A 26,480-nucleotide genomic window follows, 5' to 3' on the forward strand; every position below is an offset into this window, starting at 1 on the left:
CCCGCCGTCTCCTTCAGATACGAACGGGCCACCGCACCCAGCGCCACCCGCGCCGCGGTCTCCCGGGCACTCGCACGCTCCAGAATGGGCCGCGCCTCATCGAACCCGTACTTCTGCATCCCCGCCAAGTCGGCGTGACCAGGACGCGGACGGGTCAACGGCGCGTTACGCGCCAAAGCCGCCAGCTCCTGGGCGTCCACCGGATCCGCGGCCATGACCTGCTCCCACTTCGGCCACTCCGTGTTCCCCACCATCACGGCCACCGGAGAACCCAGCGTCAACCCGTGCCGGACACCACCCAGGAACGTCACCTCGTCCCGCTCGAACTTCATCCGCGCACCCCGGCCATAGCCGAGNCACCAGTGCGGGTCCGTGCGACTCCCCCGCGGTCAGCCAGCGCAACCTGCTCAACGGTGCTCCTCATGCTCGCTCGCGCCTGGAACTGCGACGGCGCGGCCCGGCTGCGCCTCCCGAGGGAGGACGGCCGTGACCCGCCTCTCCCTCTGATCCTCCCACGTCCCGGCCCGCGACCCGGTCCGTGGTCCAGTAAGCGGACGCTCCGGGCGGAATCCACCCGTCAGCGGGCGGCGAGCGCCCGCTCTCCGGCCTCCCGCATGGCGGCCAGCGGTGCAGGGGTCCGTCCGGTCATCTGCTCGACCTGGAGCACGGCCTGGTGGACGAGCAGATCGAGACCGCCGACGACGGCTCCGCCGTGTGCGGACCAGGCGGCGGCGAGCGGGGTCGGCCAGGGTTCGTACAGTACGTCGAACAGCGTGCCGGGGGTCTCGGGGACGGCCTCGGCGAGCGCGTCCGCGGCACCCGCGGGCGTGGTGGCGATGACGAGCGGGGCGGCGAGCGCATCCGCGGCCCGGGTCCAGTCGGCGGTGCGGACCTCCACGCCGAGCCGCCGGCCCCAGCCGCGCATCTCGTCGGCGCGGGCCTCACTGCGTACATAGGCGGTGACGGGGCCGGTGCAGACCCGTGCCAGTGCGGCCAGCGCCGAGGAGGCGGTGGCCCCCGCGCCCAGCACCGCGGCTCCGTCGACCTTGTCGACACCCCGCTCCCGCAGAGCGGCGACCATGCCGGGAATGTCGGTGTTGTCGCCGACCTTGCGGCCGTCGTCGGTGAACACGACCGTGTTGACCGCCTCCACGGAGGCCGCGGTCTCGGTGACGGAGTCGAGCAGCGGAATGACCGCCCGCTTCAGCGGCATGGTCAGCGAGAGGCCGGCCCAGGTGTCGTCGAGTCCGGCGACAAAGCCGGGCAGCGCCGCCTCGTCCACCTCGAAGCGGTCGTAGGACCACTGGTCGAGACCGAGCGCGGCGTATGCGGCGCGGTGGAGGACCGGGGAGAGGGAGTGGGCGATGGGGGATCCGAGGACCGCCGCCCGCTTGGCTGTGCTGCTGCTCACTGGCCCTTGTTCTCCTGTGCCTCTTCGTACTTCTGCCGGTTGCGTTCGTGCTCTTCGTTGGTGACCGCGAACAGCGTCTCGTCCTCGGTGATCGAGACGAAGTAGTACCACGGTCCCGGAGTGGGGTTGAGTGCCGAATTGAACGCGGACAGACCGGGATTGCCGATGGGGCCGGGCGGCAGGCCCTTGATGTCGTAGGTGTTGTACGGGTCGTCGATCTTGCGCAGATCGTCGACCGCGCCGATGTCCAGCCTGCTCTGGTCCTTGAGGTAGTTGACCGTCGAGTCGAACTCCAGACGTCCGACGGTCTCGGCGTTGTCCGGCTTGAGCCGGTTGTAGACGACCCTGGACACCTTGTCGAAGTCGTGCTTGTACTTGCCCTCGGCCTGGACGAGGCTCGCCACGGTGAGCACCTGGAGCGGGGAGTCGAGCCCCAGCCGCTTCGCCTCCGCTTCGAGGTCCTTCTGGCCGAACTCCGCGTTGGCGCGGGCGACCATCTTGCGCAGGACGTCCTCGGGCTTCATGTCCTTGGCGACGGGGTAGCTGGCCGGGAAGAGAAAGCCCTCCAGCGGGTCCTTGATGTCCTTGCTGTCGTTCGCCCACTCCGGGAGGCCGAGGTTCTTCGCCTCCTTCTCGGCCACGGCGGCAGTGGTGCCCGCCTTCACTTCGAGCCGCTTGTCGATCTGCTCGTAGATGAAGGCGTTCCGCTTGCCCTCGGGGATGACGAGGTTGTTCCGGCTGGCCGGGCTGAGCATCAGCTCGACGGTGCTTCTTGCGGACATCTCCTTCTTGAGCAGGTAGATGCCCGCCTGAATGGTCTTGCCCTTGGGGTCGGCGTTGGCGGCCGACACGAAGGCGTCGGTGCTCTTGACCACGCCGGCCTTCTTGAGGATGGAGCCGATCTCGCCCAGGCCCGCGCCTTCCGGGACCTCGACCTCTACCTGACCGGTGCCGCTGCCCGAGTAGTCCTCCGGTGCGCCGAACCGCCCCTGCCAGAACTGGTAGCCGTAGTAGCCGACGCCGCCGAGGCCGCCCACGAGCACCGCCGCGACGACGAGGCAGGCGAGTCCGTTGCGGCTCTTCTTCTTGCCCGCGCCGCCGCCCTTGTCCCTGCCGCGGCCGTCACGGCCGCTGCGCCGGGACGAGGCGGAGGCGTCGTCGTCACCGTCGTCGTCACCGTCGTCGCCGGCTCCTGTGAAGAAGGGGTGTTTCTCCTCCTCCGGGTCCTCTGCCTCCCAGTCCGCCCCGGCCTGCGGGGCGGGCTCCGGGTCGGGTTCGCTGCGGCGTCGGCGCGGGGGCTGCGGCGGAGGGTACGCCTCGGCCGTGGCGTAGGGGTCGGCTTCCGCCCCGCCGTAGCCGGGCTGCTGTCCCCCGTAGGCGTCGGCCGTGCCCGCTCCGTACGGCATGGCCGTCGGCTGTCCGGTGTCCCAGGCGCCGTACTGCTGACCGTACTGCTGCTGGCCATAGCCCTGGCCGTACTGCACCGGACCGCCCTGCTGCGGCTGCTGACCGTACTGCTGCTGCCCGTACTGCTGCTCGTTGTAACGCTGCTCGCCGTACTGCTGCTGGCTGTACTGCTCGTGACCGTACTGCTGCTGACCGTACTGCTGATACGGATCCTGCCGGTCGCCGTACTGCTGCGGCTGCTGCTGGTACTGGTCATGGCCCTGCTGCGGCTGATCGGCATACGGGTCTTGACCGGCCGAGGCCTGCTGTCCTGACCATCTCTGGTCCCCGTACAGAGGGTCCTCGGGATGCCATGGTTGGGAGCCGGGGCCCCGGCCATACTCAGTCATCGATCCCCTAGGGCCGCGAGGCAGCCGTCCGACGAGCCGTCCTCTTCACTGCACGACGGCTGTTCGAACACAGCCGCTTGGCGCGGAACGTTACCGTATCGCGATCAGACAACCACTTCGACGCCCTCGCCGGGTGGGGCCCCTGACGCCCGTTCGGCCTCCAGGGCGTTCTGGAGGATCACCACGGCGGCCGCCTGATCGATGACAGAACGGCCCTTTCTGGACTTCACTCCCGAGGCCCGCAGTCCCTGGCTGGCCGTCACTGTGGTCATCCTCTCGTCGACCAGCCGGACGGGCACGGGGGCGATGGAACGGGCCAGGTGCTGCGCGAAGGTGCGGATCTTGGCCGCGGCGGGGCCTTCCCGCCCGCTGAGCGAGCGGGGCAGGCCCACGACGACCTCGATCGGCTCGTACTCCTCCACCAGCCGACGCAGCCGCCGGTGGGCGGCCGGGACATCGCGTCCCGGCACGGTCTCCACCGGTGTGGCGAGGACCCCGTCGGGGTCGCACGAGGCGACCCCGATACGGGCGTCCCCGACGTCGATCGCGAGGCGGCGGCCTCTGCGCATCGCGGCGGTCATCTCTCTGCCCTCTTACGCGGTCTCGGCGACAAGCCGCTCGACGGCGGCCATGGCGTCGGCGACGGCGTCCGGGTTCTGGCCGCCGCCCTGGGCGACGTCCGGCTTGCCGCCACCGCCGCCGCCCAGCGTCTTGGCGGCGGTGCGCACCAGGTCACCGGCCTTGAGTCCACGCCCCCGGGCGGCCTCATTGGTGGCGATCACCGTCAGCGGGCGGCCGTTGGCCAGGGTGAACAGGGCGACGACAGCCGGGCGGTCGCTCGCCCCCGACAGTCGGTCCAGCCGGCCGCGGACGTCGAGGACCAGCTTTCGCAGATCGTCGGCGGAGGTGCCGTCCGGGACCTGACCGGTGACCAGCGCCGTGCCCCTGACGTCCCGGGCGCCCTCGGCGAGTCCGGCGGCAGCCGCCAGAACCTTCTCGGCCCGGAACTTCTCGATCTCCTTCTCGGCGTCCTTGAGCTTGGCGAGCATGCCGGAGATCTTCTCGGGGAGCTCTTCGGGACGGCCCTTGACCAGCTCCTGGAGCTGGGCGACGACCGTGTGCTCCTTGGCGAGGAAGTTGTAGGCGTCCACGCCGACCAGAGCCTCGATACGGCGCACGCCGGAGCCGATCGAGGACTCGCCGAGCAGCTTCACCAGGCCCAGCTGGGCGGTGTTGTGGACATGCGTGCCGCCGCAGAGCTCCTTGGAGAAGTCTCCGATGGTGACCACGCGCACCTGCTCGCCGTACTTCTCGCCGAACTCGGCGATGGCGCCCTGCCGCTTGGCCTCATCGATCGGCATGACCTCGGCGTGCACGTCGAGCTCGCGGGCGAGCACCTCGTTGATCTTCTGCTCGACGTCGGTGAGGACCGTGCCGGGCACGGCGGACGGGGAGCCGAAGTCGAAGCGGAAGCGGCCCGGGGAGTTCTCCGAACCGGCCTGGGCGGCCGTGGGGCCCAGGGCGTCGCGCAGCGCCTGGTGGGTGAGGTGGGTGGCGCTGTGGGCGCGAGCGATGGCGCGGCGGCGCCTGACGTCGATCGTGGCGTACGCGGTGGAGCCCAACGTCACCTCGCCGACCTGGACGGAGCCCTTGTGCACGGACACGCCCGGGACCGGCTGCTGGACGTCGCGGATCTGGACGACGGCCCCGCTGTGCAGCTTGATCCGGCCGGTGTCGGCGAGCTGGCCGCCGCCCTCGGCGTAGAAGGGGGTGCGGTCCAGGACGACCTCCACCTCGTCACCCTCGGAGGCGGCCGGGGACGGCACGCCGTTGACGAGGAGGCCGACGACGGTGGTCTCCCCCTCGGCGTTGGTGTAGCCGGTGAACTCCGTGGCGCCGGAGCTGTCGGCGATCTCGCGGTAGGCGGAGACGTCGGCGTGTCCGGTCTTCTTGGCCTTGGCGTCGGCCTTGGCGCGCTCCCGCTGTTCCTTCATGAGGCGGCGGAAGCCGTCCTCGTCCACGGTGAGGCCCTGCTCGGCGGCCATCTCCAGGGTGAGGTCGATGGGGAAGCCCCAGGTGTCGTGGAGCAGGAAGGCCTTGTCGCCGGACAGGACCGTGGAGCCGGCGCCCCTGGCCTCGCTGACGGCGCCGTCGAGGACGTTGGTGCCGGCGTTGAGCGTCTTGAGGAAGCGGGTCTCCTCGGCGAGGGCGACCGTCTCGATGCGCTTGCGGTCGGTCTCCAGCTCCGGGTACTGCTCGCCCATCGTCTTGATGACGGTGTCGACGAGCTCGCCGACGACCGGCCCGGCAGCGCCGAGGAGCCGCATATTGCGGATGGCGCGGCGCATGATGCGGCGCAGGACGTAACCGCGGCCTTCGTTGCCGGGCGTGACGCCGTCGCCGATGAGCATGACGGAGGTGCGCATGTGGTCGGCGACCACGCGCAGGGAGACATCGCTGTCGTGAGCGGCGCCGTACTGCACGCCGGTCAGCGCGGTGGCCTTGTCGATGACGACCCGCAGGGTGTCGGTCTCGTACATGTTCTGCACGCCCTGCAGGATCATCGCCAGGCGCTCGAGGCCGAGACCGGTGTCGATGTTCTTGCTCGGCAGCTCGCCGAGGATCTCGAAGTCCTCCTTGCCCGTGCCCTGGCCGCGCTCGTACTGCATGAAGACGAGGTTCCAGATCTCCACGTACCGCTCGTCGTTGACGGCGGGGCCGCCCTCGACGCCGAACTCCGGACCGCGGTCGTAGTTGATCTCGGAGCAGGGGCCGCAGGGTCCGGGGACGCCCATGGACCAGTAGTTGTCCTTCTTGCCGAGGCGCTGGACGCGCTCGGCGGGCACGCCGACGACATCACGCCAGATCCGCTCGGCCTCGTCGTCCTCCTCGTAGACGGTGATCCACAGCTTCTCCTCGGGGAGGCCGTAGCCGCCGTGCTCGACCGGGGTGGTCAGCAGCTCCCAGGCGAGCTTGACGGCGCCTTCCTTGAAGTAGTCGCCGAAGGAGAAGTTGCCGCACATCTGGAAGAACGTGCCGTGCCGGGTGGTCTTGCCGACCTCTTCGATGTCCGGGGTGCGTACGCACTTCTGCACGCTGGCGGCGCGCGGGAAGGGCGGCTTGACCTCGCCGAGGAAGTAGGGCTTGAAGGGCACCATGCCGGCGGGGACCAGCAGCAGAGTCGGGTCGTCCGCGATGAGCGACGCCGAAGGCACGACGGTGTGCCCGCGCTCCTCGAAGAAGCTCAGCCAGCGGCGGCGAATTTCAGCCGACTCCATCAGTGGTCCTCATTCCGGTTGTATGTCTGCTTGGGGTGCTGGGGATGCGAGGGCTTGCTGTGCTCGAGGGCGGCCCGGCTCCGCTGCGGCGGAAGGGCCCGCGCCGGCGGCGGCGCGTCGACGGGCGTGTGCAGACCCAGCGCCTCGCCGAGCTCGGCCTCGCGCTGGTTCATGGACGTACGCACGTCCAGGGCGAAGTCCCTGAGCCGCTGGCCGGTCTCGACGGCCTTGTGCCGGGCCTTGTCCGCGGCCTGTGCCGCCAGGTTCTCCGGTGTCAGCTGCCGGAGCTTGCGGTTGACCTTGGTCGTGGCCCAGACGCCGGCTGCCGCGCCCGCGGTGAACCAGAACGTACGGCGGAACATCGCAGTGTCAGCCCTTCCGCTTCTTGCGGCGTGCGGACGGCACGGTGCGTCCGACGAGCACGGTGCGGCGCTCCGGCTCGGCGGGCGTCCTGCGTCCGATGGCCCGGCGCACTCCGTAGCCAAAAGCCGCGACCTTGACCAGCGGCCCGCCGAAGGTGGAGGCGACGGTGGTGGACAGCGCGGAGGCGTTGGAGGTGACCTCCTGGACGTCCGATGCGATGGCGTCGACCCGGTCGAGCTGCGTCTGGGCGGAGCGGACCGTCTCCGAGGCGTCCGCGAGCAGCGGCACCGCCTGGTCGGTCACCTCGGTCACCAGCCGGGTGGTCGCCCTGAGCGTCTGGGCCAGCCTCACGAGCGCCACCGCGAGGAAGGAGACCAGGATCGCCCAGAAAACGGCCACCAGGATCCCGGCCACCTCTCCACCGGACACTTCTCCACCGCTCTCTGTGTTTGGAAAAAGTCGCCCTCCGACCCTATCGCGCCTCAGGTCGCACCCCATACCGCATTTGCCCTGCCAGGGAAGGCGGTTGCGCAAGCGGATTGTACGCAGTGCATACGCGCCGGTACGCTCCGCGCCCTATGCGACCAACCCCCCGTGGCCTCCCCTCCGAGCTGAACCGATGCGTCGGACGGGCCGAAGTGCTGGCCGAGCTCGCGCGGCTGCGGAGACCTCCGGCGGCACGGAGGGCGCCGTCGGGAGCCGGACGACGACATGCGCCGGAGCCGGCGTCGGCCCGGGAACGCGCGAGCCCGCCGCTTCCCCGACCGGGAGGGTCGAGGAGGCGGCGGGCTGAAGCGCGCTCGCTCTGACGGCCCGAAGGCCTTGGCCCGAAGGCTTCGATCAGCGGGCGTAGTACTCGACGACCAGCTGCTCGTCGCAGATCACCGGGATCTCCTTGCGCTGCGGGTCGCGGTCCAGGCGGAAGGCCAGGGCCTTCAGGTTGACCTGCAGGTAGCGCGGGGTCTCGCCCTCGGGGGCGTAGCCGCCCTCACGCGCGACCTGGAAGGGGTGCTTCTCACGGCTGCGCTCGCGGACCATCACGACGTCGTCGGGACGGACGCGGAACGACGGCTTGTCGACCTTGCCGCCGTTGACCTCGATGTGGCCGTGGACGACCATCTGACGGGCCTGGTAGATGGTGCGGGCGATGCCCGAACGCAGGACCAGGGCGTCGAGGCGGCGCTCGAGCTCGATGACCAGGGCGTCACCGGTCTTGCCCTCGGCCTTGCGGGCGCGGTCGTAGGCGCGCACCATCTGGCGCTCGCTGATGTCGTACTGGGCGCGCAGACGCTGCTTCTCGAGCAGACGCACCTTGTAGTCCGAGTTCTGCTTGCGACCGCGGCCGTGCTCGCCCGGCGGGTAGGGGCGGGCCTCGAAGTACTTGACGGCCTTCGGCGTCAGGGCGATGCCGAGCGCACGAGACTTCTTGACCTTGGGACGCGACTGGTTAGGCACGTTCTCCAGACCTCCGATATAGGTTAGGTTAGGCTCACCTTAGTAAAGGAGATCGCATGTCTCGCCCTGGGAACACCACGCCCATCACGGACAGCACAGACAACGCCGACGCCCAGAGCATCGACATCATGACGGAGGTCCGATCAGATCGTGGTCAGCCGCGCCCCAGCGGGCTTGAAACCGCCCGGATGCCGTCAGCAGCCGAGCGCACACGAACTCTCGTACAGGGTACATGCTCCGCGGTGCTGCTCATCCCGGGGGTGGACGGGGTGCCTCCCGAACTGCTGATGCCTCAGGCCCGTGTGGCGGGCCCGGAGGGCGAGGTGTTCCTGCTGTATCCCGCAGACTCCCCCGCCGTGCGAGCCGCCACCCACGCCCAGGACGACGAGCTGCCCGCCGTGCTGGAGATCACCGATGTGGCGCCGGTGTCCGTCCCCCACCGCATCCGCGGACGCGCCTGGATCTCCGGCTGGCTCACAACGGCCCCCGAAGTGGCCGAACCAGGCCTGATGATGCTCCGTCTCGAAGTCGGCGAGGCGTCGGTGGACGATCTGTGGGGTGCGCAGCAGGTCGAGCCCGAGGAGTTCGCCCGGGCGTCCGTCGACCCGCTCGTGGCGCACGAGGCGGAGCTGCTGCAGCATCTGCACGCCGCGCACAGCGACCAGGTGCAGTCGCTGTGCGGACTGCTGGGCGAGCGCGCGGAAGCGCCCGGCGGCCCGCCCCAGCGGGCGGTGCCGCTGGCACTGGACCGGTTCGGGCTGCGGGTGCGCATCACGGGGGAACGCTGTTTCGATGCGCGCTTCGACTTTCCCGAGCCGGTGCGCGACATCACCGGGCTGCGGCGCGCGATGCACGCGCTGTTCGAGGCGGCGGCGGCCTGAAGGGGGCCGACGGGCTCCGCCCCCGACCCCGGTGCCGAAACCCAGCCCCGCCGGCGCTTGAGGCGCGGGGATCCGGAGGCGGAGCCCCCGGGAAACGGGGCGGGGGCAGAGCCCCAAGGGCGTCAGCGCGGGTCCTCGCGGAACTCGCCGCGCAGGCGCTCGCGGACCCGGTCCACCACGTCCGCGTACCGCGCCTCCGCGCCATAGCGCGTGGGCTCGTAGTAGCGGCGGCCGTGCACCGCGTCCGGCGCGTACTGCTGTGCCGCGATGCCGCCGGGGACGTCGTGCGGATAGACATAGCCCTGGGCGTGACCGAGCCTGGCCGCGCCCTTGTAGTGGCCATCGCGCAGATGGGCGGGCACGGGCCCCGCCAGGCCGTTGCGCACGTCCTGCCGGGCCGCGGCTATCGCGGTCGTCGCCGCGTTCGACTTGGGGGCCAGCGCCAGGGCGATGGTGGCGTGGCTGAGCGTGAGCGCCGCCTCGGGGAACCCGATCATCGCGACGGCCTGCGCGGCGGCCACCGCGGTCGGCAGCGCGGTCGGATCGGCCAGGCCGATGTCCTCGCTGGCGGAGATCATCAGACGGCGGGCGATGAACCGCGGGTCCTCCCCCGCCTCGATCATGCGGGCGAGGTAGTGCAGCGCGGCGTCCACATCCGAGCCGCGGATGGACTTGATCAGGGCGCTCGCCACGTCGTAGTGCTGGTCGCCGTCCCGGTCGTAGGCCACCGCGGCCCGGTCGACCGTCTCCTCGACGGTGGCGAGGGACACCTCCTGCTCGCCCTTGTCGAGCGCGGCCCCGGCGGCGGCCTCCAACGCGGTCAGCGCCCGGCGTGCGTCGCCGCCGGCGATCCGCAGCAGATGGGCCTCGGCCTCCGCGGACAGCTCCAGCGCCCCGCCTAGGCCGCGCTCCTCCGTCAGGGCCCGGCGCAGCAGCCCGCGCAGATCGTCGTCCGTCAGCGGCTCCAGGGTCAGCAGCAGCGAGCGGGACAGCAGCGGCGAGATCACCGAGAAGTACGGATTCTCGGTGGTGGCGGCGATCAGCGTCACCCAGCGGTTCTCCACCGCGGGCAGCAGCGAGTCCTGCTGGGCCTTGCTGAAGCGGTGGATCTCGTCGAGGAAGAGGACGGTCTCCTTGCCGAATCCGCCGGAGGCGCGGCGCGCGCCGTCGATGACGGCCCGCACCTCCTTGACCCCCGCGGTGATCGCGGAGAGCTCGACGAAGCGCTTGTCGGTCGCCTGGGAGACGACGTAGGCCAGCGTCGTCTTGCCGATGCCGGGAGGCCCCCAAAGGATCACGGACGACGCTCCGGCGGGCCCGCCTCCGGCCTCGCCGACGAGTCGGCGGAGAGGCGACCCGGGCTTCAGCAGATGCTGCTGGCCGACGACTTCGTCGAGGGTGCGCGGGCGCATCCGGACCGCCAGGGGGCTGCTGGACGGGTCCTTCTCCCGGCGCTCCTCGGCTGCTGCGGTGAACAGATCGGGCTCCACGCGGTGAAGCCTAGGTCAGGGCACTGACAATGCCGTGCGCCGCCCGTGGTTCAGCTGGTCCAGAAGTCCCACCAGCGGGTCAGGATCAGCATCCCGATGATCCCGATCCACAGCACCGGCGGCACCCAGTGGAACTCCAGCAGCCCCCGCCGCAACCCCTCGGGCGCCTTCACAACCCGGTGCCGGACGTTGTGCACCNGGTCCAGAAGTCCCACCAGCGGGTCAGGATCAGCATCCCGATGATCCCGATCCACAGCACCGGCGGCACCCAGTGGAACTCCAGCAGCCCCCGCCGCAACCCCTCGGGCGCCTTCACAACCCGGTGCCGGACGTTGTGCACCGTCACGTAGCAGAACATCACGATCGTCGCGACCCACGCCAGACAGCACCACAGACACAGCGAACCGATCACATACAGCGACTGGTACTGCAGCCATGTGCAGAACCCCACCCCGAACAGCGTCCCCGCGTTCAGCCCCAGCCAGAACCAGCGCCGGTACCGCGCCCCCGCCAGCAGCCCCACGCCGATCGCGACTGCCACCGCGTACGAGACCAGCCCCAGCATCGGATTGGGGAACCCGAACGCCGACGCCTGCTCGCTCTCCATGATGTTCCCGCAGGACACAATCGGATTCAGACTGCACCCCGGCGTGAAATCCGGATCCTCCAGCAGCTTGAACTTGTCGATCGTGATCACCCAGGCGGCCAGCAGACCCGCCGCACCCGTGACGATCAACATCCACGCGAACGCCCGACCGCCGCCGNAATCGGATTCAGACTGCACCCCGGCGTGAAATCCGGATCCTCCAGCAGCTTGAACTTGTCGATCGTGATCACCCAGGCGGCCAGCAGACCCGCCGCACCCGTGACGATCAACATCCACGCGAACGCCCGACCGCCGCCGGCAGCCGTGTCCTCAGAGTGCGGCCGGGGCTGTGTCCGAGGTGGTGCGCCTCGTCCGGTCACCGCCGTCGTCGTCATGTCGTCTCACCGTTCCGGTCGATTCCAGGGGCGCTTATTGTGCCGCAATCCAATGCGCCGAATACCACACGGAGTTCATTCGGCAGACGGGTGAAAAACTCCAGGGCGGAGCGTGGGAGCGTGGTGGAATGGCCGCGCAGACCGCGCATGGGATCCGTTTCGGGCGCGGGCCTCCAGCCGGCGGTGCGCAGCACCGCGGGGCAGCCGTGCCGCTGTCTCGGCATGGCGCATCCGGCGCGGCGATCTGCGCATCGGCGGAGGGCGTGAGAGCTCTCCGCCGATGACCATTCAAGCCGTCGATATTCCCGCTGTGGCATTCGGGTGAAGGTACGGAACCAAACCGGGCGAGGGCAGTTGATCAGTCCGCGTTCCACGGTCGTCTCCACGGTCGTTCGTTCACACCAGACGTTCACAGCAAGTTGGGACAAAAAGTGATCAAGAAGATTCTGGCCACCGCGGCCGTCACCGCTTCCGTGGTGGGCACCGGGGCCACGATGGCTCCGCAGGCCATGGCCGTCGGAAACGACGGCGGGACGATGTCGCTCAGCGGCAACGACGCCCATCAGAACTACGGCAACTCCTCCACGTACGGCAACATGAGCCCGCAGATCGGGCTGATCCAGGGCTCGCTCAACAAGCCGTGCGTCGGTCTGCCGCTCAAGGGCAACGTCGGTTCGGTCGCCGGTCTCGTCCCGGTCGCGGTCCAGGACATCAATGTCCTGGCCTCCCCGCAGCAGCAGCAGTGCACCGAGAACTCGACCCAGGCCAAGGGCGACGAGCCGCTCTCGCACGTCCTCAGCAACATCCCGATCCTCTCGGGCAACGGCACGGACAACGCCTAGTCCGCATAGTCCGCAGCACTGTGTGAGTGCGTCCGAAGTTCATAGAGCTGTCCGCATGGAGACGCACTCATATGACAGGGCAAAAGAGTGACTTGTCGAACTGGCTGTCACTTACGGGTTCCCTTTCGGGAATTCAATCGTTACGGATACCGCAGCGGTGTGCACCACCAGGAAACTGGCTGCGCGGCGCGAAGGTCGCGTCGGCGCATGACACCGATGCTGAAAGGATCGAAATGAAGCACAAGAAGGTTGCAGCCGTCGCCGCGGGCGTCATCATGGCCCTGGGCACCGCCGCCCCCGCCATGGCCGACGCGGGCACCACGGGCGCCGCTGTGGGCTCCCCGGGTGTGCTGTCGGGCAATCTGGTCCAGGTTCCCGTGCACGTTCCCCTGGGCGTCTGCGGCAACTCCGTGAACGTCATCGGGCTGCTGAACCCGGCCTTCGGCAGCGCCTGCGTCAACAGCTGACGCACCGACGTCCGACGCCGGCGCGGCATCCGGGCGCGGCAACCGCGCCCCGCGGCCCCGGAGAGCGATCCCGCTCTCCGGGGCCGCCCCTGTTTGCGCCCTCGTTTGCCGCCCCTGTTTGCCGCCTCTTCCGCCGGCCCCGCCAGCCCCTCGCCGGCTTCTTCTCGGCCGCGAGTAGGCCGAGAACACCCCTTGGCAGCCACCGCCCCCGCACTACGATGCCAAGCGCCATCCGACCTTCATGACCACCCGGGAGTTCATTGAAGCGTTGACAGGTGCACGACGAAACAATGTCCAGCGCCGCGACCGGCGATGTTTGCCGGGAGGGGCACTCGTTCCCGGGAACCCCTCACATCCCTCCGACGGGAGAAACCCATGACCCGCGCACTGTTAGCAGGCGGCGCGACGGCGGTCTTCCTCGCCTCGCTCCTCGGCGCCCAGCCGGCCTCCGCGGCGGCCGGCGGCCCTCCGGCCGACCCGGACAAGATGACGATCGAGATCGCGACGGTGAACGGCTCGGGCTGTCGCCAGGGCACCGCGGCGGTGGCCGTGTCCGAGGACAACACCGCCTTCACCGTCACCTACAGCGACTACCTCGCCATGGTGGGCCTCGGCTCAAGCCCCACCGATTTCCGCAAGAACTGCCAGCTCAGCCTGGTCGTACATGTACCGCAGGGCTTCACCTACGCGATCGCCAGCGCCGACTACCGCGGCTACGCCAGCCTGGAGGACGGGGCGTACGCCACCCAGAAGGCCTCGTACTACTTCCAGGGCTCGCCCGACACCGCCGCCCGGAACCACGTGTTCTACGGCCCGCACGACAACAACTGGCAGGCGACCGACGAGACGGACTGGGCGCAACTCGTCTGGGCGCCCTGCGGGGTCCAGCGCAACTTCAACATCAACACCGAGCTGCGGGTGTACGCGGGGAGCTCCGACCCCGCGACGACCACCAGCTTTATGACGATGGACTCGACCGACGGCGAGCTCAACACGATCTACCACCTCGCCTGGAAGGAGTGCCCCGCCTGAGCCGCTTTCGCTGCGGCCCGGCCCTCCTCCTCAGTGGTCGGTTCACTCGCCCATGAGGCGAGGACCCGCAGGTGACCCGGGCTCCCGGGGCGGGCCCGACTCGCCCCGGGAGCCCCCGGGGACTCCCCCACGTGTCCGAAAACACGGAGCGCTCTGCGTCACGCCGCCGTAAGCTCGCGGACATGCAGGTGATCCAGTCGACGAAGCTCGCCAACGTCTGTTACGAGATCCGGGGGCCGGTCCTCGAGGAGGCGATGCGGCTTGAGGCTGCCGGTCATCGCATCCTCAAGCTCAACACCGGCAACCCCGCCGCCTTCGGTTTCGAGTGCCCGCCGGCGATCCTCGAGGACGTGCTGCGCAACCTCGGGGACGCACATGGGTACGGGGATGCGAAGGGCCTGCTCAGCGCGCGCCGCGCGGTGATGAGCCACTACGAGACCAAGGGCATCCCGCTCTCCGTCGAGGACATCTACCTCGGCAACGGCGTCTCCGAGCTGATCCAGATGTCCATGCAGGCGCTGCTGGACGACGGCGACGAGGTGCTGGTCCCGGCGCCGGACTATCCGCTGTGGACCGCCGCCGTGTCGCTGGCCGGCGGGACCGCCGTGCACTACCGCTGTGACGAGCAGGCCGACTGGACGCCCGACCTCGTCGACATCGAGCGCAAGATCACCGACCGCACCAAGGCGCTGGTGATCATCAATCCGAACAACCCGACCGGCGCGGTGTACGACGACGAGACGCTGCGGGGGCTGACCGAGATCGCCCGCCGGCACAATCTGACCGTCTGCTCCGACGAGATCTACGACAAGATCCTCTATGACGGCGTCACCCATACGCCGACCGCCGCGATCGCCCCCGACCTGCTGGTCCTCACCTTCAACGGGATGAGCAAGAACTACCGCGTCGCCGGCTTCCGCAGCGGCTGGCTGGCCGTGTGCGGGCCCAAGGGGCACGCCTCCTCGTATATCGAGGGGCTCACGATTCTGGCCAATATGCGGCTGTGCGCGAACATGCCGGCGCAGCACGCGGTCGCCGCGGCGCTGCAGGGCAGGCAGTCGATCGAGGATCTGGTGCTGCCGGGCGGGCGGCTGCTGGAGCAGCGTGACACGGCATATGAGCTGCTGACCCAGATCCCGGGTGTGACCTGCGTGAAGCCCAAGGGGGCGCTGTATCTCTTCCCCCGGCTGGATCCTGCCGTCTACAAGATCAAGGACGATCGGCAGATGGTTCTCGACCTGCTGCGCTCCGAGAAGATCATGGTCGTGCACGGCACCGGGTTCAACTGGCACGAACCCGATCACTTCCGGATCGTGACCCTGCCCAACACCAAGGACCTGGCCGACGCGGTGACCCGGATCGGGAACTTCCTGGACGGGTACGGCCAGCACTGAAGTGCCTCCCTGATCACCTGGCGATCAGGGTCAACTTTAGACTGAATCCAATGTAGGATGGTCTCTGTCAGAGGGCAGGAGGCCATCTCATGTACGAGCCGATCCGCACCAAGTCCGTCCACGCGATGGCCGACGACGCAGACTTCCCGCATCGCAGCCGCGAGGAGGAGCTGGACATCCAGCTCGCCGGCCATCTGGCCGCGCTCCTCGCCGTCACCGACGAGCTGGGGCTCCTGGAGGCCGGCGACCGCGTCGCGGCCCAGGTGGCCCGGCTGCGCGGCGCGCCGCCCGCCCGCCATGCCGCCCTGTCCGGCGCCGACCACGCCGCCCTGCACCGGCGCGCCCACACGCTGGCGAGCCGTGCCCTGGTGGTCGCCGCCTCCCGCGCCGACACCGCCGCCGCGATCCTCACCGCCGAGCGGATGGACGCGCACACCGCCGCGCTGGACGAGCTCCGGCTGATCGGCGCCCGCTGACCACCCGGTCCACGAGCCGCGAAGGCCCGTGGACCGGGTGACATCCGCGTAGCCACCCCGGCGCCGCGGACGGGAGCGGCACTCCGTGGACCGCGGTGAGGCGCACGCTCAGTCCCTCGCCCCGTCGGGACCCTCGGCGCGCACGCTCAGTCCCTCGCCCCGTCGAGACCCTCGGCGAGCACGAGCTGGGTGACCGTATGGCCGTCGAGGGTACGGACGGCGACCCGGTAGAGACCGGGAGCGGGCAGGGTGGCGGTGGCGCGCACCCGGCCGTCGCCCCAGCCCAGTCTGAGCTGCTGGGCGCCCACGCCGGCGGTGTCCGGGGCGTTTGCGGGGGCGACGGTGCAGCGGACTCCGGACAGCGAGTCGACCCCGCTGAGCACGACGGGCCAGGGGGCCCGCGCCTCGACGAGGTCCGGTACCTCCAGGCCGCACCCCGGCGCGCCCTGCGGAGGGCCGAGGTGCTGGTCGTCGCGCAGCATCTCCGCGACAGCCTTGAGCGCGACCCGGTCCGAGGCGACGGCCCCGTGCTGGAGAGGTAGCGGGGTGACGGCGGGTCCGACGGCCGCAGACTCCTTGTAGACCGTCCCGTCGCCCTTCACGTCGAAGAACCTCAGCCGGCCGCGCGCGTCCCGAATGAAGTCGCCGCTGCTGTGCTGGCGTACGCCGTGGCAGTGCAGTTCGGCGACGCCGTCGCGGAGGGCGAGGCTCTGCAGGGTCGTCTGCTGGGTGCCGGCCACCGCGCGGTGGCCGGGCAGGGCGACCCCTGTGAGCCTGCGGTGGGACTCGGCCGCGGCGCGGGCGAGTTCGGCGTCGCCTCCCAGGGCGGCGACGTCCTCCGGTGCAAGCGTGCGGACGGTGTCGCCGTCGATCAGGCACGCGTAGTGCGGCAGCAGATCGTGCAGCCCCGGCATGCCCGCGGCGACCGACTGCAGCTGCCGGTGCGGCAGGGGCACGGGGGCGCCGCGCCCGGTGTTGAGGATCGCCGTCGCCTTCACGGCGCCGTGGAACGGCGTGCCGAGGGTGAGGACGGCGCGGGTGTCGGCGGCCAGCTCCCCGTCGTGGCCGGGGTCGAGCGCCGCGCGAGTGACCAGCCCGCCCATGGAGTGGGCGACGAAGACCAGCCGCGCCGGGCGTTCGTCGACGCGGTTGCGGCGGGCTTCGTCATGCGCGGGGTGCGCCCGCCATGCGCTGAGGTGGCTGCGCGCGGCCTCCGCGAGGAGCTTGCCGTTGAAGGCTGCCGGCAGTCGCCAGTCATAAGGGAACTCCAGGACGGCCGCGGGGTGCGCGACACACTGACGGACCGTCTCGGCCAGCTCGGTGTAGGGCTCCAGCCCCTGCAGATACGGCGTCCAGGACGAGTGCCGCATCAGCCGGACGGCCTTGATCCGGCCGACTTCGCCGGACCGTTCCTCGGGGGTCAGCCGCAGCGGTTCCAGCCCCTGGGGCCGCGTCCACGCCCGGATCAGCCAGCTCACACCGGATAAGCCCCACACGGTCCGCTGTGTGACGGTGTCGTACAGCTCGCTGCCCATGATGCCGGGCACGATGACGACGGCGTCCTGGGTGCGGTCTTCGGTCAGAACCGGCCTGTGCTCATTCATGGCTGTGAACAATAGGGAACATGTACGGGGAATGCGGGGGATACGGAGAGAGTGGGCAGAACGGGGCCCGAGGTGAGACTGCGTTAGCCGGGAGACCGGAGCCGGCAGTCGGCCGGCCGGCCGGGTCGACGGGCGGCACGGCGACCGGCAGACCGGCGCAGGGGCCGCCCGGCGCGGCGGGGCCGCCCGGGACAACCTGGCCGCACAAGACGGCCGGGTTGCATGAGGCGGCGGAATCGCCCGGGACGGCGGGGCCATATGAGGCGACAGGGTCGCCCGGGACGGCGGGGCCGCCCAGGACAACCGGGCCGGATGAGGCTACGGGGTCGGGGGCCGGCGGCTCCGCAGGGCGCGGCTCGCTGGTCATCGTCGCGGTGGACGACGACGGCGAGCCGGAGTTCGCCAAGGCCGTCGACGAGCAGCTCGCGATCGTCACCGAGTGGTGGGCGACGGGCGCGACGCCGGCAGAGGGATTCGTGCAGACGCTGCTCAGGTCTCCCGAGGAGCGCCACGACGTGGAGCGGTTTCTGCACACGTCGGGCATCCGGGAGACCGAGGAGGACGAGGCGCTCGTCGTCTACGTCACCTCCCATGGCGCGATCGGCGCCTCCAACAGGCACTTCCTGCTGCTGCCCCGCACCGACCCGGACCGGTTGCTGGCCACCGGCATGCCGACGAACGAGGTCGTCATCGCCGCGCTCGACTCACCGGCCCGCCATGTGCTGGTGATCGTGAACGCCTGTGAGGCGGGAGGCATCGGCCCCGAACTGGCCGCGCTGGTGGCGGATCTCGCCCGGGAGCGGACAGCCGGGGGCACCCTGAACGTGCTGGCGACGACGGCCGCGCGCACCCCGGTGATGGGCCGGGAGTTCGCGCTGATCCTGCGGACCGCCCACGACTGGCTGAAGGACGCTGCGGGCATCACCCGTCCCCACCTGTCGCTGTCCGAGTTCCTCCAGGCCCTGGAGCGGGCCACGGACCGGCTCAACGAGGAGCGGGCGCTGTCGCTGCCGGGCCCCCGCCCGGTGCTCCCGTCCAGGCTGGGCGTGCGCACGCCCACGCTGCCCAACCCCGGATACCGGCCGCGGCGCGCCGCCGTCCCCCCCGAGCGCGCGGAAGTCGCGGCGACGCACGACGAACTGGAGTACTGGCTGGACCGGGCCAGCGGCCGAGCGGACGCCGACGACCCCGGCTGGTACTTCTCCGGCCGCCGGGAGCTCAACCGGCGGCTGACGCGCTTCGTCGGGGGCCCGGCAGGCGTGCTCATCGTCACGGGCGCGGCCGCCAGCGGGAAGTCCGCGGTGCTGGCCCGCGCCGTGACGCTCAGCGATCCGGCGTTCCGGGCGTCGCCGCGGTACGCGGACGCAGTCCGCAGGGCGCCCGTGGACGGCGTGCCCCCCGAGGGCTCCGTGCAGGTCGCCGTGTCGGCCCGCAACCGGGGGCCGCTGAGCCTGATAGAGGCCATCGGGGTGCGGCTCGGCTGTGAGCCGGACCCGTCCCGCCCCGCGGCAGACGCGCTGCGGCAGTGGCAGCAGCGGCTGCGTGACGTGTTCACCAAGAGCCGTACGGCGGACGACGCGGTGACCGTCGTGGTCGACGGCCTCGACGAGTCGCCCGCGCCCCTCGCCTGCGTACGCGATGTGCTGGCCCCCCTCGCCGCCTACGCCGGCGGGCCGTGCGGCACGGGCGCGGCCCCGGTTCCGGCGCAGGCGCCGGGCCAGGCGGACGGGCCCGCTCCGCTGCCGCCGCCGCTTCCGGCACGGCGGGGGCTGCGGCTGCTGCTGGGGGTGCGCAGCAGCGTCCCCGGCGCTCCGGACGCGGCCGCCGCGAGCCCCGGAGGTCTGCTCGGGGAACTGCTGGCCGCCTTCCCGGCCGCCCAGGTCGTGCGCACGGACGGCGACGGCGTGCGGGACGACGTCGCCGCGTATGTGACCGCCCTGCTGTGCGGTGAGCCGTGGAGCGCCGATCCGGCACTGGCCGAGCGGGCCGCGCGGATGGTCGCAGCCCGCGTGGGCCGGTCGTTCCTCGACGCCAGGCTGGCCGCCGAACAGCTCCGCCGCGGCGACGCGTCCGCGCTGCTCGGCGACGCGCGGTGGCTCGACCGGCTCGACCGGGGCACGGCGGGCCTGTTCGAGGAAGACCTCCGCAGGGTCGCGGACGAGGGCCTGAACGCCGTCGAGGCGACGGCGCTGCTGCGGGCCACGGCTTTCGGACTCGGCCGGGGCATCCCCTGGGCGCAGGTGTGGCCCGCGGCCGCCGAGGCCCTGCTGGGGGCGCCCATCGAGCACGCGGACGAAAAGATCCGCCAACTGCTGGAAGGCCGGCTGGCCGGGTATCTCACGCATGACAGCGAGGACGACCGCGTGGTGTACCGCCCGGCGCACGAACGACTGGCGGCGATGCTGCGCCGCTGGCCGCGGTACGGGTTGGGGCACGAGGCGCGGCACAAGGCGGGGGGAACGGACATATGACGCCGGACGCACCGGAACCGAACAAGGAGGCCGCGCCGCCGTCGCGCGTCTCACCGGCTGCGGGCGCGACCGGGGGTCCCGCGCCCGGCGACGTCGAACCGGCGGCGCTCACGGGGCTGCCGGACGACGGCGACGGCGAAACCAGCGGCTCCGCGCCCGGCGGCAGCTCGACGGCCACCGAACCACCCGGTGACGCCCCACCCACGGCGTACGCACCCCTCGCTGCCGCGCCGGCCGGGGGCAACGGCGCCCGGACCGGGGGGTCCATCCCACCTGGCGACGCCGAACACACGGCCCACGCGCCGAACCCGGCCGCACTCCCACAGTTGGCGAAGGCAGGCAGCGCAGGGTACGGCGACGGCCCGGCGGATCCCGACCCGCCCGGCCACGCCGAACGCACGGCGCACGCGCGGATCGCCGCCGCGCTCGCGGAGTTGGCGGGAGGCGGCGGGGCCGGGGCGCCGCATCCGTATCTGCGGCGGCATCTGGCGGGGCACGCCGCGCTCGGCGGGGTGCTCGACGACACACACGTTCCTCCGGCGCTGCTGCCGTGGCTGTCCGGCGACGGCGTACGAGGGCTCCTCGGTCTGCCCCGCGCCGGCCGCGCGCAGCAGTCGTGGCTCGCCGCGTGGGCGGCGATCGAGCCGTATCTGCGCGACGCTGACGTCGCGTCACGCCGCTCCAGCCTCCATCTCGCACATACCGCGCTGCGGCACCCCGGCGTCCCGTACGCGCGGCTGCCGCAGGACGTCGCGGACTTTGACGGCTCACGGCTGCGGGTGCTGTGGTCGCGCTGGGCGCCGCCGGCCAACGTCCTGACGACGCTGGGCCGACGCGGCCTGTCCCTCTCGGCGGCGGCCGGCCCCGGCGGGACGCCCCTGCTCGCCGTCGGCAACGAGGCGGGCGGCATCGAACTCGTCGACGCGACGACGGGCGCGGGCGTCGAAGACCGGATTCCGGCCCACGACGGGGCCGTGCGGTGCCTGGACTTCGTGCCCCACGCCACGGGCGCGGGCGACCTCGTGTCGGGCAGCGCGGACGGCGTCGTACGCGTCTGGGACACCGGCCGGGGCACGCTGGTGCACCATATGGCGCTCCGCCGCTCGGCGTGGATCGCGGCGGTCGCGGGCTACCGCGACGCCGAGGGCCGGCTGCATGTGGCGGCGGCCGGCGGGGACGGCTCGGTCACGCTCTGGCGGGAGGGCGCGGGCGAGCGCCGGCTCCCGGAGCTGGCGGCCCACCCGCTGGACCGGGCTGCCTTCGCGCTCACGCTCGCCACCGGGGCCGACGGCCGGCGCCTGCTGGTGGGGGCGGGGCGCTCCCTGCGCGTGTGGGACGTGTCGGACGCCGGGGACGCCGCCCCGCGCCTGGTGTACCAGCACCCGGTCGACGTTCCGGTGCGGTCCTGTGCCGGTACGGGCGTCCCCGGCGGGGTGGCCACCGGGCACGCGGACGGCTCCCTCACGCTGTGGGACCTCGCCGGCGGGGCGCGGGCGGCGCTGCCCGGCGAGGGGGAGCCCGTCACCGCCCTGACGGCCCTCCGGACCGGGGACGGAAGGGATCTGCTCGCCGCGGCCGGCCCAGGAACCGCCGTCGACCTGTGGGACGTCGGCTCCCGCCAGTGGACGGGACGGCTCACCGGTCACGGCGACGCCGTGACCGCGCTGTGCGCTCTCCCGGCGGACGGGCCCGCCCGGCTTGCCTCGGTGGCGCGGGACAACACGGTGCGGCTGTGGGACGGTCAGGACCTGCGCCGTGCCGTGGACGGCGTCGACCCGGCCCCTTCGGCCGTCACGGCGACGCTCGCCGGACGCCTCGGCTCGGCGCCGCGGCTGGCGGTCGGCTACGCCTCGGCGCGGGTGCAGCTGTGGGACGCGGGCACCGGGGAGCCCGACGCCGGTTTCGGCACGGCCCCGCGGCACCAGGTCTCCGCTCTGGCCTGGACGCCCGCAACGCCCCACGGCCCCGGTCGGCTGCTGTGGGCGGCGGCCGACTGCACCGTCCGCGCCTGGGATCCCGCACCCCGGGACCCCGGCCGCGCCGCCGTGCCGTTCCCTCCGCTCAGGGGGCACTCGCTGCCGGTGCGGTCCCTCGCGTCGGCCGTGCTCTTTGACGGGCGGCCCGTCGCCGTCAGCGGGGGTGACGACTGCACCGTACGGCTGTGGGATCTGACGACCGGGCAGCAGCTGCTGCACTGGCGGCACGCCTTCCGGGTGCGCGCCGTGGCGGCGGCGTCCGACGGGCACGGCCGGGACTGGGTCGCCTCCGGCAGCACGGACGGGACGGTGCACGTGGTGGAGCCGGCGGCCGGCGGCCCGGGCCGGGTGCTCACCTGCCGTCAGGGTTTCGTCAACGCGGTCGCCTTCGGGGCCGATCCGGGGGGCCCGCTGCCGCCGTTCCTCGTGAGCGGCGGCGACGACGGCACCGTACGGCTGTGGGACCTCACCGCGTACGCGCCGCTGGGCGCGGTGCTGCGCGGGCACACCGAGGCCGTGGAGGCCGTCGCCGCCTGGACGGCGGTCACACCGTCGGGCGCACGTCGCGCGTTCGCAGCGAGCGCCGCCCGGGACGGCACGATCCGCTTCTGGGACGCGGCGACGTCGCGCTGCGTCCTGCAGCTGGCCGCGGGCAGCCGGGTCCGTGCGCTCTCGGCACAGGGCCCGGCCCTGGCGATCGCGGGCGACGCCGGCGTCGCTCTCCTGGAGCTGGACGGGGACCTCGACGGGGACTTGGACCTGCCCGCGCCCGACTGCCTGGACCTGCCCGGCTAGCGCCCCACTCGGCGGGCTCTGCCCTGCCGCGGCACCGGGCCGGGGGGGGGAGCGCCTCCTCCCGGCCGACCGGTCTGCGCCCCCCGGAGTTCGGGCCATGCGCCCCCTGAAGTCCTTTGTGCGCCCCTGCTGGAATCGCCAAGTCCACACCTCGGGCGTGTCCGGCGTCGGAAGATGATCGTTCAGGAACAGGCAGGTGACGAACAGGACCGATCACCGGGTGAGGAGCGGTGCATGAGCGAGGGGACAGTGTTAGGAGCGAGCCTCATCCGGGCGCCGGAGCGCGGGGTGTGGCGGCTGGGGAAGGCGAAGGACCCCTGCAAGTACACCTACATCAGCCCGGAGGACGACAGCCGTTCGGGTGGCAGCCGCTGGAGCCTGGTCAGCTACGGCACGCTGTACTGCGCCTCCGAGCTGGACGGCTGCTTCGCCGAGGCGCTGGCCCCCTTCCGGGTCGCTCCCGAACTGCGCGCGGTCATCGGCGACGACTGGCAGCAGCAGGCCTATATGCCGCCGGGCCATCTGCCGCGGGACTGGCGCACCCGGCACACGCTGGTACGGCTGCGGCCGGACGAGGAGGCGCGGTTCCTGGACGTCGACGACGAGCAGACGCTGCTCACGCTCTCCGCGGAGCTCAAGGAGCAGTTGGAACGGCTGGGCGTCGACTCCCTGACGCAGGAGTGCACCCAGGGCCCCGACCGCAGGGTGACCCGGCTGATCTCCGCCTGGGCGATAGCGCAGCGCACCCAGCAGCAGGGCCGGCTGATCCACGGGATCGCCTACCGCTCCCGCTTCGGACTGCGGCAGTGCTGGGCGGTCTTCAGCGATGTGGAGCTCGAAGAGATCGAGTCCCAGCCCATCTGGCCGGAGACGGAAGGGCTGCGCACGGTGGCCGAGGAGTACGGGCTCACCATCCGCTGACCCACCGGAAGACCACCGCGTACCCCGCTCGCCCACACGGCTGAAATCCGCCATGTCCGCCGCCTCGCCCCGACCTCGGAACAGCCGGTAAGTCCGCAGCTCAGACGGCAATGCCGGGCACCGGTAAACCACTTGACGCTGGCTCAGGAACGGTGAACTCTATGCATAGGTGGTGGAGTTGGACGTGGTTTACGGGTAGCTTTGTTGGACCAGCCGGCTTCGCAGGACCTACAACCAAGACGATCAACTGCTCCCGCAGACCGAGAGAACCAGCACGGCGCGCATCCGGCGCGCAAGGGGGAGCAGGGGGGAGCTGTTCATGCCCACCACCGCCCCGAGCCCCGCCGTCGGCGTCAAAGCCTTACCCAAGAGTGTGGCCAGCGCCGAACGCGCCCATGTCGCGACCGTCCGCATGTCCGTCGCGGACATCGCGCGCTTCCTTCAGGACAATCTCGGCCAACGGCTGACCGCGCGGATCACCAACATCAGCGATCCGCGCCAGGTCGGCAAGTGGGCGTCGGGCGAGTCCGCCCCCCGCCAGGACGCGGAGGAGCGGCTGCGCGCCGCCCTGCAGGTGTTCCAGCTGATCCAGGACGCGGAGAGTCTCTACACCGCACGGGCCTGGCTGATCGGGATGAATCCGCAGCTGGAGGACGAAGCCCCGCTGACGGTCATCTCCGACGGCCGCTTCAGAGATGTGATGGTCGCGGCCCGCGCCTATGTGGACGGCGGCTGACGAGCGCTCGCAGACACCCGGACGGCCCCCGAAGCCCTGAGGGAGCTTCGGGGGCCGTGGTGTGCGGCGGGCCGGGACGACCACAGGTCAGGGCGGATGCCGGGAGCCCGCCGCGGCATTCGGGGCGGTCGGCCCGGAGGGGTCAGCCCAGGCGGGCCACCAGCGCGCGGTACTCGTCCCACAGCTCCTTCGGAGTGTGGTCGCCGAAGGTGTTGAGGTGCTCGGGGACCAGCGCCGCCTCCTCGCGCCAGACTTCCGTGTCGACCTTGAGCAGGAAGTCGAGGTCCTCCTCGGCCAGCTCCAGGCCCTCGGTGTCCAGGGACTCCCTGGTCGGCAGAGTGCCGATGGGGGTCTCGACGCCCTCGGCGACACCCTCCAGACGCCCGACGATCCACTTCAGAACGCGGCTGTTCTCGCCGAACCCGGGCCATACGAACTTGCCGGCGTCGTTCTTGCGGAACCAGTTCACGTAGTAGATCTTGGGCAGCTTGGACTGGTCCGCGGAGGCGCCGACCTTGATCCAGTGGGCCATGTAGTCGCCCATGTTGTAGCCGCAGAACGGCAGCATGGCGAACGGGTCGCGGCGCAGCTCACCGACCTTGCCCTCGGCGGCGGCGGTCTTCTCGGAGGCGACGTTCGCGCCGAGGAAGACGCCGTGGTTCCAGTCGAAGGACTCGGTCACCAGCGGGACCGCCGAGGCGCGACGCCCGCCGAACAGGATCGCGGAGATCGGCACGCCCTTGGGGTCCTCCCACTCGGGCGCGATGATCGGGCACTGCGAGGCGGGGACGGTGAACCGGGCGTTCGGGTGCGCGGCGGGCTCGTCGGAGTCCGGCGTCCAGTCACGGCCCTTCCAGTCCGTCAGGTGCGCGGGCGCGTCCTCGGTCATGCCCTCCCACCACACGTCGCCGTCGTCGGTGAGGGCGACATTGGTGAAGACCGCGTTGCCCCACAGGGTCTTCATGGCGTTGGCGTTGGTGTGCTCGCCGGTGCCGGGCGCGACGCCGAAGAAACCCGCCTCCGGGTTGATCGCGTACAGCCGGCCGTCCTCGCCGAAACGCATCCAGGCGATGTCGTCGCCGATGGTCTCCACCGTCCAGCCGGAGATCGTGGGCTCCAGCATGGCGAGGTTGGTCTTGCCGCAGGCGGAGGGGAAGGCCGCGGCGACATAGCGGGGCTCGACCGGGCCGGAGGCAGAGGACGGAGGGGTGAGCTTGAGGATCAGCATGTGCTCGGCGAGCCAGCCCTCGTCACGCGCCATGACGGAGGCGATGCGCAGCGCGTAGCACTTCTTGCCGAGGAGCGCGTTGCCGCCGTAGCCGGAGCCGTACGACCAGATCTCACGCGTCTCGGGGAAGTGCGAGATGTACTTGGTGGAGTTGCACGGCCACGGAACGTCGGCCTGTCCGGGCTCCAGCGGGGCGCCCAGCGTGTGGACGGCCTTGACGAAGAAGCCGTCGGAGCCCAGTTCGTCGAGGACGGGGCGGCCCATCCGGGTCATGGTGCGCATGGAGACCGCGACATAGGCGGAGTCGGTGATCTCGACGCCGATGGCGGAGAGCGGCGAGCCGAGCGGGCCCATGCAGAACGGCACCACGTACATCGTGCGGCCGCGCATCGAGCCCCGGAAGACGCCTTTCTCGCCGGTGAAGATCTCCTTCATCTCGGCGGGGGACTTCCAGTGGTTGGTGGGGCCCGCGTCCTCCTCCTTCTCGGAGCAGATGAAGGTGCGGTCCTCGACCCGGGCGACGTCGGTCGGGTCGGACGCCGCGTAGTAGGAGTTGGGGCGCTTGATCGGATCGAGCTTCCGGAAGGTGCCCTTGGCGACGAGCTCCTCGCACAGGCGCTCGTACTCAGCCTCGGAACCGTCACACCAGACGACGCTGTCCGGCTGCGTGACTGCTGCGATCTCGTCTACCCAGGCGATGAGCTCCTGGTGGGTGGTGGGGACGGTGTCGGGAGCCGCGATGTCGCGCGCCACGATTGCTCCTAAATGAGGGGTTTTGTTGTTTTTTGCCCCTTGGGGGCCGCGACCCGGATGCTTCACGGTAAAGATCTCCTTGGCGCTCATCCGGTGCCGACCGCACTCATCTGATCATCGATGCCAGCTG

General features: G+C 71.3%; 21 protein-coding genes and 2 pseudogenes. 10 read left to right on the top strand and 13 right to left on the bottom strand.

The features are described 5' to 3' along the window. The 8 genes and pseudogenes from QCN29_RS25700 to rpsD all read right to left on the bottom strand — a co-directional run. Window positions 1-411 (bottom strand): annotated as a pseudogene (locus QCN29_RS25700) (chorismate synthase); the annotation flags it as partial. A 166-nt stretch (window positions 412-577) separates the two neighbouring features. After that, the gene (locus tag QCN29_RS25705; RefSeq protein ID WP_240140205.1) at window positions 578-1,411 is read right to left on the bottom strand and encodes a shikimate dehydrogenase; all 834 of its coding nucleotides are present in this window, start codon (window positions 1,409-1,411) and stop codon (window positions 578-580) included. Then, complete coding sequence (mltG, locus tag QCN29_RS25710) at window positions 1,408-3,207, bottom strand: endolytic transglycosylase MltG (protein ID WP_279931116.1); 1,800 nt, start codon at window positions 3,205-3,207, stop codon at window positions 1,408-1,410. Before mltG ends, QCN29_RS25705 begins: the two co-directional genes overlap by 4 nt. A 104-nt stretch (window positions 3,208-3,311) precedes the next feature. Then, on the bottom strand, window positions 3,312-3,776 hold the full coding sequence (gene ruvX / locus QCN29_RS25715; RefSeq protein WP_240140212.1) for a Holliday junction resolvase RuvX: 465 nt from the start codon (window positions 3,774-3,776) through the stop codon (window positions 3,312-3,314). Between the two features lie 24 nt (window positions 3,777-3,800). Further along, the gene (gene alaS / locus QCN29_RS25720) at window positions 3,801-6,485 is read right to left on the bottom strand and encodes an alanine--tRNA ligase (RefSeq protein ID WP_279931117.1); all 2,685 of its coding nucleotides are present in this window, start codon (window positions 6,483-6,485) and stop codon (window positions 3,801-3,803) included. Beyond that, on the bottom strand, window positions 6,485-6,847 hold the full coding sequence (locus QCN29_RS25725; RefSeq protein ID WP_279931118.1) for a hypothetical protein: 363 nt from the start codon (window positions 6,845-6,847) through the stop codon (window positions 6,485-6,487). Before QCN29_RS25725 ends, alaS begins: the two co-directional genes overlap by 1 nt. A gap of 7 nt (window positions 6,848-6,854) precedes the next feature. Beyond that, a complete protein-coding gene (locus QCN29_RS25730; protein WP_240140209.1) occupies window positions 6,855-7,277 on the bottom strand; it encodes a DUF948 domain-containing protein in 423 nt (140 codons plus the stop codon). A 411-nt stretch (window positions 7,278-7,688) separates the two neighbouring features. After that, window positions 7,689-8,303, bottom strand: coding sequence for a 30S ribosomal protein S4 (gene rpsD / locus QCN29_RS25735; RefSeq protein ID WP_279931120.1), 615 nt, complete (start codon window positions 8,301-8,303; stop codon window positions 7,689-7,691). 188 nt (window positions 8,304-8,491) lie between these two features. On the opposite strand from rpsD, the gene QCN29_RS25740 reads away from it, so the two are divergent. Continuing rightward, a complete protein-coding gene (locus QCN29_RS25740; protein WP_279931198.1) occupies window positions 8,492-9,184 on the top strand; it encodes a DUF2470 domain-containing protein in 693 nt (230 codons plus the stop codon). 122 nt (window positions 9,185-9,306) lie between these two features. On the opposite strand, the gene QCN29_RS25745 is transcribed toward QCN29_RS25740, so the two are convergent. The 3 genes and pseudogenes from QCN29_RS25745 to QCN29_RS25755 form a co-directional block, all read right to left on the bottom strand. Then, window positions 9,307-10,674 carry a replication-associated recombination protein A gene (locus tag QCN29_RS25745; RefSeq protein ID WP_279931121.1) on the bottom strand — a complete coding sequence of 456 codons (1,368 nt, stop codon included), beginning with the start codon at window positions 10,672-10,674 and terminating at the stop codon, window positions 9,307-9,309. Between the two features lie 50 nt (window positions 10,675-10,724). Further along, window positions 10,725-10,868: pseudogene (locus QCN29_RS25750) on the bottom strand (vitamin K epoxide reductase family protein); the annotation flags it as partial. After that, window positions 10,844-11,413, bottom strand: a complete 570-nt coding sequence (locus tag QCN29_RS25755; RefSeq protein WP_279931122.1) for a vitamin K epoxide reductase family protein — start codon at window positions 11,411-11,413, stop codon at window positions 10,844-10,846. The gene QCN29_RS25755 and the pseudogene QCN29_RS25750, both read right to left, overlap by 25 nt. A gap of 673 nt (window positions 11,414-12,086) precedes the next feature. Here QCN29_RS25755 and QCN29_RS25760 point away from each other — a divergent pair. The 5 genes from QCN29_RS25760 to QCN29_RS25780 all read left to right on the top strand — a co-directional run bounded on the left by QCN29_RS25760 (window position 12,087) and on the right by QCN29_RS25780 (window position 15,866). Next, the gene (locus tag QCN29_RS25760) at window positions 12,087-12,497 is read left to right on the top strand and encodes a rodlin (protein ID WP_240138796.1); all 411 of its coding nucleotides are present in this window, start codon (window positions 12,087-12,089) and stop codon (window positions 12,495-12,497) included. A gap of 233 nt (window positions 12,498-12,730) precedes the next feature. After that, window positions 12,731-12,964, top strand: coding sequence for a chaplin (locus tag QCN29_RS25765; RefSeq protein WP_279931124.1), 234 nt, complete (start codon window positions 12,731-12,733; stop codon window positions 12,962-12,964). A gap of 375 nt (window positions 12,965-13,339) precedes the next feature. Beyond that, window positions 13,340-13,996, top strand: coding sequence for a DUF4360 domain-containing protein (locus QCN29_RS25770; protein ID WP_279931126.1), 657 nt, complete (start codon window positions 13,340-13,342; stop codon window positions 13,994-13,996). Window positions 13,997-14,178: 182 nt separating this feature from the next. Next, window positions 14,179-15,390: a pyridoxal phosphate-dependent aminotransferase gene (locus tag QCN29_RS25775; RefSeq protein ID WP_279931127.1), complete on the top strand. Its 1,212-nt coding sequence runs from the start codon at window positions 14,179-14,181 to the stop codon at window positions 15,388-15,390. Window positions 15,391-15,479: 89 nt separating this feature from the next. Then, entirely contained in the window at window positions 15,480-15,866 is a 387-nt protein-coding gene (locus tag QCN29_RS25780; protein WP_279931129.1) for an SCO4983 family protein, read from the top strand. A 146-nt stretch (window positions 15,867-16,012) separates the two neighbouring features. Here the strand turns inward: QCN29_RS25780 and QCN29_RS25785 are convergent, their stop codons facing one another. Then, a complete protein-coding gene (locus tag QCN29_RS25785; RefSeq protein ID WP_279931131.1) occupies window positions 16,013-17,470 on the bottom strand; it encodes an esterase/lipase family protein in 1,458 nt (485 codons plus the stop codon). A gap of 374 nt (window positions 17,471-17,844) precedes the next feature. On the opposite strand from QCN29_RS25785, the gene QCN29_RS25790 reads away from it, so the two are divergent. The 4 genes from QCN29_RS25790 to QCN29_RS25805 all read left to right on the top strand — a co-directional run bounded on the left by QCN29_RS25790 (window position 17,845) and on the right by QCN29_RS25805 (window position 24,369). Continuing rightward, window positions 17,845-19,941, top strand: coding sequence for a hypothetical protein (locus tag QCN29_RS25790; RefSeq protein ID WP_279931132.1), 2,097 nt, complete (start codon window positions 17,845-17,847; stop codon window positions 19,939-19,941). After that, on the top strand, window positions 19,938-22,712 hold the full coding sequence (locus tag QCN29_RS25795) for a WD40 repeat domain-containing protein (protein WP_279931133.1): 2,775 nt from the start codon (window positions 19,938-19,940) through the stop codon (window positions 22,710-22,712). The genes QCN29_RS25790 and QCN29_RS25795 overlap by 4 nt, the downstream gene beginning before the upstream one ends. 234 nt (window positions 22,713-22,946) lie before the next feature. Beyond that, on the top strand, window positions 22,947-23,633 hold the full coding sequence (locus QCN29_RS25800) for an RES family NAD+ phosphorylase (protein ID WP_240138804.1): 687 nt from the start codon (window positions 22,947-22,949) through the stop codon (window positions 23,631-23,633). 319 nt (window positions 23,634-23,952) lie between these two features. Then, window positions 23,953-24,369: an XRE family transcriptional regulator gene (locus tag QCN29_RS25805; RefSeq protein ID WP_279931135.1), complete on the top strand. Its 417-nt coding sequence runs from the start codon at window positions 23,953-23,955 to the stop codon at window positions 24,367-24,369. A 142-nt stretch (window positions 24,370-24,511) separates the two neighbouring features. Here the strand turns inward: QCN29_RS25805 and QCN29_RS25810 are convergent, their stop codons facing one another. After that, complete coding sequence (locus tag QCN29_RS25810) at window positions 24,512-26,350, bottom strand: phosphoenolpyruvate carboxykinase (GTP) (RefSeq protein WP_279931136.1); 1,839 nt, start codon at window positions 26,348-26,350, stop codon at window positions 24,512-24,514. Window positions 26,351-26,480: the final 130 nt, after the last annotated feature.

It is taken from the genome of Streptomyces chengmaiensis (assembly GCF_029846775.1).
Taxonomy (GTDB): Bacteria; Actinomycetota; Actinomycetes; order Streptomycetales; family Streptomycetaceae; genus Streptomyces; species Streptomyces chengmaiensis.